Origin of the sequence: Bradyrhizobium pachyrhizi (assembly GCF_001189245.1) — a bacterium.
GTDB classification, from domain to species: Bacteria; Pseudomonadota; Alphaproteobacteria; order Rhizobiales; family Xanthobacteraceae; genus Bradyrhizobium; species Bradyrhizobium pachyrhizi.
The window spans coordinates 40511-49134 of sequence record NZ_LFIQ01000025.1 but is presented as its reverse complement, the minus strand read 5'-3'; the positions used below and the strand labels follow the sequence as shown (position 1 = coordinate 49134).

Here is an 8624-nt window from a genome sequence, read left to right as displayed (position 1 = left end):
GTCAATGCCTCGGTCGGCCTCGGTGCCGGCGGTAACTTCCTGTTCGGCGGCCCGAACAATGCCTATGCGCTGCAGCCGGTCAGCGTGCAGGGCCAGACCGGCCTCAACGTTGCGGCCGGCATCGCCGGGATCGATCTCGAGCCGGTCGCCTACGGCGGTCCGCGCCGTCATCATCGTCACCACCGTCATCATCACCACCACTAGATTTTTTTGACGCGTTTTCTTCACGCGAACCGGTATCCACTTCGCTCGAAAACGCTCTAAGCTGGTCGGTGTTCGATCAAAGAGGCCCGCGAAAGCGGGCCTCCTTTTTGTTGTCTGTTGTTTGCTGTCCGTTGCTCGATCAGTCGTCAGGCCCGGGAGGAACATAGCAACGCCGCAACATCTTCTGACAATCGGTGGCCGGGCACCGCAAATTCTGGCTGGACGTTCGATGTTGTGGCATAGGATGCGAACGGCGCCGCAGACACGGCGCCGTTCTGTTCTCTGCTCGCGTCATGCCCCTCAGCCGGAGACTCCCACCATGCGTCGCTTCACTTTCCTCGCCGGTGCTGCCATTGCCACGCTGACCGCAATCGTTGGCGCCAGCGCCCAACAGCCGATCCAGCGCGTGCAGGTCGGCGTCCTTGAATGCCGGGGTGGCGCGAGCGTCGGCTTCATCGTCGGTTCCGTGACCCATCTCGGTTGCGTGCTGCGCGCCAATGGTCTGCCTGAGGATCGTTACATCGCGACCATCCAGAAGGTCGGCATCGATCTCGGCATCACCCAGGAATCGGCGCTGGCCTGGGGCGTCTACGCGCCGGTGGACCGGCTCGGGCCGGGTGCGCTCTCCGGCAACTATGCCGGCGCGCAGGGCAGCGCGACGCTCGGTGTCGGCGTCGGCGGCAACGTGCTGGTCGGCGGCTCCGACAACACGATCGCCCTGCAGCCGCTCAGCGTGCAGGGCCAGGTCGGCATCAACATCGCCGCCGGCCTCGAAAGCCTGGAGCTGCGTCCGGGCCGCTAAAGCCGTCTAAGCATGATCTTATCGGAAAACCGCTTCGCACTTCATGCTCTAACATGCGTCCGTGCGGTTGATCAGCTTGCCGAAGAAGCCGCTTGCTTCTTCGGCAACGATCCCGGGCGCCTCGGCGTGAACATAGTGCCCGGTCTCGACGAACCTGATCGAAGATTCGCTCCAATAGTCTTTCAACCTGTCCGACCATTCGGGCGCGATCAACGGATCGCGGCGGCCCCAGAGAAAGCGCGAGGGCACGTCGATGCGCGGCTGCGCCGGCAGCTTGCCTTCCAGCCAGAGCCGGCGATTAGGCGCGGACGAGAGATACCAGTCGAACCCGCCCTGGATGTTGCCCGGCTTCATGAAGTTGTCGACATAGGCTTCCAGCAGCTCGCCGAACACCGCAGGATCGTCGCCCGACCAGTGGTCGAGGAAATGCCGGAAGTAGAGCCGGCATGACTCGCGCGAGCTTCCGACCAATTGCGCGGCCCATGGCAGCTGCTGGAAGTATTGATACCAGACCTCGATCAGGTGACCGGGCTGGCCGTAGCGATGCCCGAGGCCCGGATAGGGCGTGCAGAGATAGAGCGTCCCGGTCAGCCGCTGCGGCTGACGATGCGACATCGCCTGCATGACATAGGCGCCGAGATCGCCGCCGATCACGCCGAAGCGGTCATGACCGAGCGCGTCCATGACAGCAAACATATCCAGCGCGTGACGCTCCGCGGTGGCCGACGCATCGGGCCCCGGTGTCGGCTTGCCGGTGTCGCCGCAGCCGCGCAAGTCGGGCGCGATCAGTTCAAAACTGTCGCCGAGGCGCAGCATCAGCGGGCGCCACACCAACCAGAACTCCGGCCAGCCGTGAAGCAGGAGCAGCGGCGGCCCTTTGCCGAAGCGCGCGACGTTGACGCGCAGGCCGCCGATATCGATCTTCTGTTGTGTGATGCCTGCCGCGGCTGCTTCCGCGAAGGCTTTTTCCAGCGCCGTCATGGGGACTCCTTTGCCGCAGGCTGTCCGCGTTCGCGCGTCCGGTCCAATACTTGTTCGATACGGTTGCAGAGCTATTGCGTATGACTGACGGTACCCGCCGGCGTGCTATACCGACGGCATGGAATTGCGACATCTCAGATATTTCGTGGCGCTCGGCGAGGAATTGAATTTCACCCGCGCGGCCGAGCGGCTGCACATCGCGCAACCGCCGCTGAGCCAGCAGATCCGTCAGCTCGAGGACGAACTCGGCGTGACGTTGCTGCAGCGGAATAGCCGTCCTGTCAGGCTCACCGAGGCGGGCGAGCTGCTGCTTGCGCGCGCCCGCTCCCTGCTCGCAAATTTCGAGGCCGCGGTTGCGGACACGCAGCGCGTCGGGCGCGGACAGGCCGGCAAGCTCGCGATCGGATTCGTCGGCTCCGCGATGTTCGCCGGTCTGCCCGATATCATAGGCAGCTATCGCGACGCCTGTCCCGACGTCGAGCTCGTGCTTGACGAGATGCTGGCGGCCGAGATTGCCGAAGCGCTGCGGCGACGCCGGATCGATGTCGGCTTCGCACGCCCGGCGCTATTGCCGGAGGCGGGTCTTGCCCAGCGCCTGATCCTGGAGGAGCCCTATGTCGCGGCGTTGCCGCGCGCACATCCGCTTGCCGAGAGGGACGACATTGCGCTTGCCGAATTGTCCGATGATGCCTTCGTGCTCTATCCGGCGCGGCCGGAGCCTTCGGTCACCGGCCTGATCGTCGCCGCGTGCCAGGCCGCCGGTTTCACGCCGCGGCTCGCGCAGGAGGTGCTGCATCTGCAAACCGCGATCGGCCTGATCGCCGCCGGCGTCGGTGTGTCGCTCGTTCCGGAGGCCGCGGCACGCGCGCAGACCGGTCGCGGCGTGGCTTACATCGCGCTCGCCGCGCCGGCGGTGTCGGCTCCGCTCACGATTGCGTGGCGCGATGAAGATGTCTCGCCCGCCGTGCAGCGTCTGCTCGACCTTGCGATACGTTGGCGCGAGATTGCTCCGGGACTTGCACGAAGGAACTGACGCAGCGGACGCAATTGTCCGGACGAAGGCTCGGAATTGCAAACTTCCGCGACGCCGCACCGCAGCGACGTTTTCCTGCTTGCCAAACGCCAAACGCAGGCAGAGCATAAACGGTCGCCGACCCAATCATGGGCCGAGCTCCAAAACGAGGAGGCGGCAATGGGACAAGACGTCAGAAGTCCCCGAGGTCCACGATGCATCGCATTGGTGGGCCCTTTCCAAAGCGGTAAAACCACACTTCTGGAAGCGATCCTGGCGCGCACTGGCGCCATCAAGACTGCCGGCAGCGTCGATGCCGGAACCTCCGTCGGCGATGCCAGCCCCGAGGCGCGTCAGCACAAGATGGGCGTAGGCCTGACCGCCGCCACCACCACCTTTATGGGGGACAGCTACACCTTTATCGATTGTCCCGGCTCGATCGAATTCGCGCACGATATGCGTGCAGCGTTGCCGGCGGTCGATGCCGCGGTCGTGGTCTGCGAAGCCGATGAGAAGAAGCTGCCGCAGCTGCAGATCATCCTGCGCGAGCTCGAGGAGCTCGGAATTCCCCGTTTCCTGTTCCTGAACAAGATCGACCGCGCCAACAAGCGCGTCCGCGAGACGCTTGCGACGCTGCAGCCGGCCTCGCGCGTGCCGCTGGTGCTGCGCCAGATTCCGATCTGGAACGGCGATCTGATCGAAGGCTTTGTCGATCTCGCGCTGGAGCGCGCCTTCGTCTATCGCGAGCACAAGCCGTCGGAGGTGATGGCGCTCGAGGGCGGCAATCTCGATCGCGAGAAGGAAGCGCGCTTCTCGATGCTGGAGAAGCTGGCCGACCATGACGACGCGCTGATGGAGCAGTTGCTGGAGGATATCCAGCCGCCGCGCGATGCCGTGTTCGACGATCTCGCCCGCGAACTGCGCGAAGGCCAGATCTGTCCGGTGCTGCTCGGCGCTGCCAGCCGCGAGAACGGCGTGCTGCGCCTGATGAAGGCGCTGCGCCATGAGGCGCCCGGCGTTGCCGAGACCGCCAATCGGCTCGGCATCAAGGATCAGAAGGATGCGCTGGCCTACGTGTTCAAGACCGTGCACTTGCAGCATGGCGGCAAGCTGTCGCTGGCGCGCGTGCTTGCGGGCCGGCTCGACGACGGCGCGACGCTGCAATCTTCGAGCGGCGAGAGCGGACGCGTCTCAGGCATCCTCGCGGTCTCGGGCGGGCATGACAGCAAGCGGCCGCAGGCCGAGGCCGGTGACGCTGTCGCGCTCGGCAAGCTCGATGCGATCAAGACCGGCGATACGGTCTCGAGCGGCAAGACGGCGCCGGCCTCGCTGGTCAAGGTCGACCCGGCCGCGGCCGTGCTGTCGATCTCGATTGCCGCGACCGACCGCAAGGACGATGTCAAGCTCGGCCAGGCGCTGCTGCGGCTGAACGAGGAAGATCCCTCGCTGACGATGATCCAGAACCCGCGCACCCACGACACCGTGCTGTGGGGGCAGGGCGAGATGCATCTGCGCGTGGCGCAGGAGCGGCTGAAGGACCGCTACGGCGTCAACGTCAAATCGCATCCGCCGGCGATCGGCTACCAGGAGACCATCCGCAAACCGATCACCCAGCGCGGCCGGCACAAGAAGCAGTCCGGCGGCCATGGCCAGTTCGGCGACGTCGTGCTCGACATCAAGCCGAAGCCGCGCGGGTCAGGCTTTGAATTCCACGAGAAAGTGGTCGGCGGCGCGGTGCCGCGCAACTATATCGGCGCGGTGGAAGAGGGCGTCGTCGACGCATTGGCGCGCGGCCCGCTCGGCTTTCCCGTGATCGACGTCGATGTCACGCTGACCGACGGCTCCTATCACAGCGTCGACTCGTCCGATCTCGCGTTCCGCACCGCGGCGCGGATCGGGGTCAGCGAGGGGTTGCCGCAGTGCCAGCCGGTGCTGCTGGAGCCGATCCATATGGTCGAGATCGTCTGTCCGACCGATGCCACCGCCAAGATCAACGCGATCCTGTCGGCGCGCCGCGGCCAGATCCTCGGCTTCGACACCCGCGAGGGCTGGATCGGCTGGGATTGCGTCCGCGCCACGATGCCGGAATCCGAGATCGGCGACCTGATCGTCGAGCTGCGCTCCGCCACCGCCGGCGCCGGCACCTTCACCCGCCAGTTCGACCGCATGGCCGAAGTGACGGGCCGCGCCGCCGACCAGATCATCGCCGCGCATCGCGACGCGGCCTGATGGCACTCCGTCATTCCGGGGCGATGCGTTAGCATCGAACCCGGAATTTCGAGATTCCGGGTCTGGTCCTTCGGACCATCCCGGAATGACGGACGAGGCCGCTTTGCTTCGCTCCCTTCCTTCCCAAACCGACTGCTTTCATGAACATTGCCGTTCTGAACACCGGGAGCGATTCCCACCGTCATGCTTGAATCCCGCCGTAACCTGGCGCTGGCCTGCGCGCTCAGCGCAATGGCCGGCTATGTCGACGGCATCGGCTATCTGCATCTCGGCGGGCTGTTCGTGTCCTTCATGAGCGGCAACTCGACGCGGCTTGGCGTGACACTGGCCGAGGGGCATTGGCAGCACGCCCTGGAAGCGCTGGAGCTGATCGTGCTGTTCGTCGCCGGTGCCGCAGCCGGTAGCCTGATCGTGCTCAGCGCGCTGGCGCATCGCCAGCCCCTGCTCCTGCTGGTCGAGGCGTGGCTGCTCACGGCGGCGGCGGTGGCCTATGCCTATGGCCTGCCGAACGCCGCGGTCGCCGCCATCGTGCTGGCGATGGGGCTCGAGAACGCCGTATTTCAGCTCGAAGGCGGCGCCGGGCTCGGCCTCACCTATGTCACCGGGGCGCTGGTGAAGGCCGGTCAGCTGATCGCCGCCGCGCTCACCGGCGGCGCGGGCTGGGCCTGGCTGCCGAACCTGCTGCTGTGGGCGGCGCTGGTCGCGGGCGCGCTCGCCGGCGCGCTGGCCTATGGCTGGATCAACCTCGCCGCGATCTGGTTCGCCGCCGCCGCCGCGTTCGCCCTCAGCGCGCTGGTTGCCGCAACCGCGAAGCGGACGGATTGACAGCGCGCCTGCCTTGGCCGATGTCACGATCATGACGTCCTCAAGCAAAACCCGCGCCGCGTGCCTGATCGGCTGGCCCGCCGCGCATTCCCGCTCGCCGTTGATCCATCATTACTGGCTGCGCACGCTCGGCATCGAGGGCGGCTATGTGATCGAGGCGGTGCCGCCGGAGGATTTCAAGGATTTCCTGTTTCGCCTGTCGCTGCGCGGCTTCGTCGGCGCCAATGTCACCATTCCGCACAAGGAGCGCGCGCTGGCGCTGTCGGCACCGGACGAGCGCGCCCGTGCCGTCGGCGCCGCCAACACGCTGTGGTTCGCCGATGGCGAGTTGCGCTCGACCAACACCGATGTCGAAGGCTTCATCAACAATCTCGACGCCTGCGCGCCCGGCTGGGACAAGACGGAGGACGCGCTGGTGCTCGGCGCCGGCGGCGCGGCACGTGCGGTGGTGTTCGGCCTGATCGAGCGCGGCATCGCGCGCGTGCATCTGGTCAACCGCAGCATCGATCGCGCCCGTGCGCTGGCCGGGCAATTCGGCGCGCGGGTTCATCCCGCGACCTGGGACAAGGTTGATGAGCTGCTGCCGCGCGCCGGCCTGCTGGTGAATACCACCTCGCTCGGCATGCATGGTCAGCCCGCGCTCGAGATCGATGTCCGCCTGCTGCCGCAACACGCGGTCGTTTCCGATCTCGTCTATGTGCCGCTGGTCACGCCGCTGCTTGCGGCGGCAGAGGCGCGTGGTCTGAAGACCGCCGATGGACTAGGCATGCTGCTGCATCAGGCGGTGCGCGGTTTCGAATTGTGGTTCGGGCAGCGTCCGCAGGTCACGCCGGAACTGCGTGCGCTTGTTGAGGCCGATCTCACAAAGACTTGAGGCCTGGAATAGCATCTCCGGAACGGGGTCTGGTGTTAGTCCCCCGCGTTCCCTCCCGGAGATCAGTTATGCCTGCCAGCCGTTCCCATCTCATTCGGCCGTTCATTGCGCTCGCGATGGTGACGGTGTCCACGCTCTACGCGCTCGCGCAACAGCCGCCGACGCCGACGCGGGTGCGTGGAACCGTCGAGAGCGTCGACGGCGATACGCTCGCGGTGAAGTCGCGCAGCGGCGAGGACGTCAAGCTGCACATGGCAGGCAACATGGTGGTGCTCGGTCTCACCAAGATCGCGCTGTCCGACATCAAGGTCGGTTCCTTCATCGGCACGACCACCGTGCCCGGCTCCGACGGCACGCCGAAGGCGGTCGAGGTGCATGTCTTCCCGGAGAACATGCGCGGCACCGGCGAAGGCTCGCGGCCCTACGACCTGAAGCCGAACAGCAGCATGACCAATGCGACCGTTGCGCAATCCGTTGTCAGCAATGATGGCCACACATTGCTGATCAAATACAAGGACGGCGAGAAGAAGGTGGAGGTCACACCCGATACGCCGGTCGTGACCTATGTTCCCGGCGACAAGGCGGACCTGAAGGCCGGCGCCAAGGTCATCGCTTTCATGAAGAAACTGCCGGACGGCTCGCTTGAAACCGATCGCGTCAGCGTCGGCCGCGACGGCCTTACGCCGCCGATGTGACGCACAATGTCATCCCGGGGGCGATGCGAAGCGTCGAACCTCAATTCGCAATTGCGAATTGCGGGATTTCGAGATTCCGGGTCTGGTCCTTCGGACCATCCCGGAATGACGATGTGAACGGGATCAGAACATGCGAGCGTATCACCTGTCCGTTATCGCAGTAACAGTCCCCTCGTCCGGCGCGTAGCTCTGGTGCGAGCCGTTGCTTCCGCGAGAAGTTGTGGCTTGCACGGAATACCACCAATTCCCCGGTGTTCCTTCATCCGCCAGCCCAACCCATGAGGGACACCATGCCGAAATCGACGCTGTTCGCCGCATTGCTTCTTGTTGCCTTTGCCTCGGCTGCATCCGCGCAGCAGCCGCCGGCGGTGCGCATCCGCGGCACCATCGAGGCCGTCGACGGCGCGATGCTGTCGATCAAGTCGCGCGACGGCGCCGACATGAAGGTGCGGACCACCGACAACGTCGCGGTGTTCGGCGTCGCCAGGACCGACCTGTCGGAGATCAAGCCCGGTTCCTATATCGGCGTCACCGCGATGCCCGAGCCCGACGGAACGCAGAAGGCGATCGCGGTTCATATCTTCCCGGAAAACCAGCGCGGCGCCGCCGAAGGCTTTCGTCCCTGGGACCTGCGCGCCAACTCGACCATGACCAACGCCACCGTCGCCGAGACCGTAAAGGGCACCGAAGGCCAGAACATCACGGTGAAGTACAAGGACGGCGAGAAGAAAGTCGTGGTGCCGCCGGGCACCCCGGTCGTCACCTTCGTCGCCGGCGACAAGTCGGAGCTGAAGCCGGGCGCCAAGATCATCATCTTCGGTGCGGTGAAGAAGGACGACGGCACGCTGGAAGCCAACCGCGTCAACGTCGGCCGCGACGGGATCGCGCCGCCGATGTGATGCTGAACAGGCCCCACTGTCGTCCCTGCGAAAGCAGGGACCCATAACCACAGGGTTGAGTTGTTGAAGCGCGCTGTCGCCCGCAGCGCTGCGAAACGACGGC

At 65.6% G+C, this 8624-nt stretch carries 9 protein-coding genes; 8 read left to right on the top strand and 1 reads right to left on the bottom strand.

Annotated features, from left to right (window positions below; genetic code table 11):
- Both AKL29_RS44220 and AKL29_RS02250 read left to right on the top strand, forming a co-directional pair.
- Positions 1-204, top strand: a 204-nt coding sequence (locus AKL29_RS44220; protein WP_244481691.1) for a DUF992 domain-containing protein, incomplete at its 5' end; no start/stop codon positions are given.
- A 319-nt stretch (positions 205-523) separates the two neighbouring features.
- The gene (locus AKL29_RS02250; RefSeq protein WP_050382797.1) at positions 524-1006 is read left to right on the top strand and encodes a DUF992 domain-containing protein; all 483 of its coding nucleotides are present in this window, start codon (positions 524-526) and stop codon (positions 1004-1006) included.
- A gap of 48 nt (positions 1007-1054) precedes the next feature.
- On the opposite strand, the gene AKL29_RS02245 is transcribed toward AKL29_RS02250, so the two are convergent.
- Positions 1055-1987, bottom strand: a complete 933-nt coding sequence (locus AKL29_RS02245) for an alpha/beta fold hydrolase (protein WP_050382795.1) — start codon at positions 1985-1987, stop codon at positions 1055-1057.
- Between the two features lie 118 nt (positions 1988-2105).
- Between AKL29_RS02245 and AKL29_RS02240 the strand changes: the two genes are divergently transcribed.
- The 6 genes from AKL29_RS02240 to AKL29_RS02215 all read left to right on the top strand — a co-directional run bounded on the left by AKL29_RS02240 (position 2106) and on the right by AKL29_RS02215 (position 8521).
- Positions 2106-3020, top strand: coding sequence for a LysR substrate-binding domain-containing protein (locus tag AKL29_RS02240; protein ID WP_050382792.1), 915 nt, complete (start codon positions 2106-2108; stop codon positions 3018-3020).
- 159 nt (positions 3021-3179) lie between these two features.
- Positions 3180-5228, top strand: a complete 2049-nt coding sequence (locus AKL29_RS02235) for an elongation factor G (RefSeq protein ID WP_050382791.1) — start codon at positions 3180-3182, stop codon at positions 5226-5228.
- A 183-nt stretch (positions 5229-5411) separates the two neighbouring features.
- The gene (locus AKL29_RS02230; protein WP_028336070.1) at positions 5412-6053 is read left to right on the top strand and encodes a YoaK family protein; all 642 of its coding nucleotides are present in this window, start codon (positions 5412-5414) and stop codon (positions 6051-6053) included.
- 31 nt (positions 6054-6084) lie between these two features.
- Positions 6085-6927 carry a shikimate dehydrogenase gene (locus AKL29_RS02225; protein ID WP_050383017.1) on the top strand — a complete coding sequence of 281 codons (843 nt, stop codon included), beginning with the start codon at positions 6085-6087 and terminating at the stop codon, positions 6925-6927.
- A gap of 116 nt (positions 6928-7043) precedes the next feature.
- Positions 7044-7622, top strand: coding sequence for a hypothetical protein (locus AKL29_RS02220; RefSeq protein ID WP_167350371.1), 579 nt, complete (start codon positions 7044-7046; stop codon positions 7620-7622).
- 290 nt (positions 7623-7912) lie between these two features.
- Complete coding sequence (locus AKL29_RS02215; protein ID WP_050383015.1) at positions 7913-8521, top strand: single stranded DNA-binding domain-containing protein; 609 nt, start codon at positions 7913-7915, stop codon at positions 8519-8521.
- Positions 8522-8624: the final 103 nt, after the last annotated feature.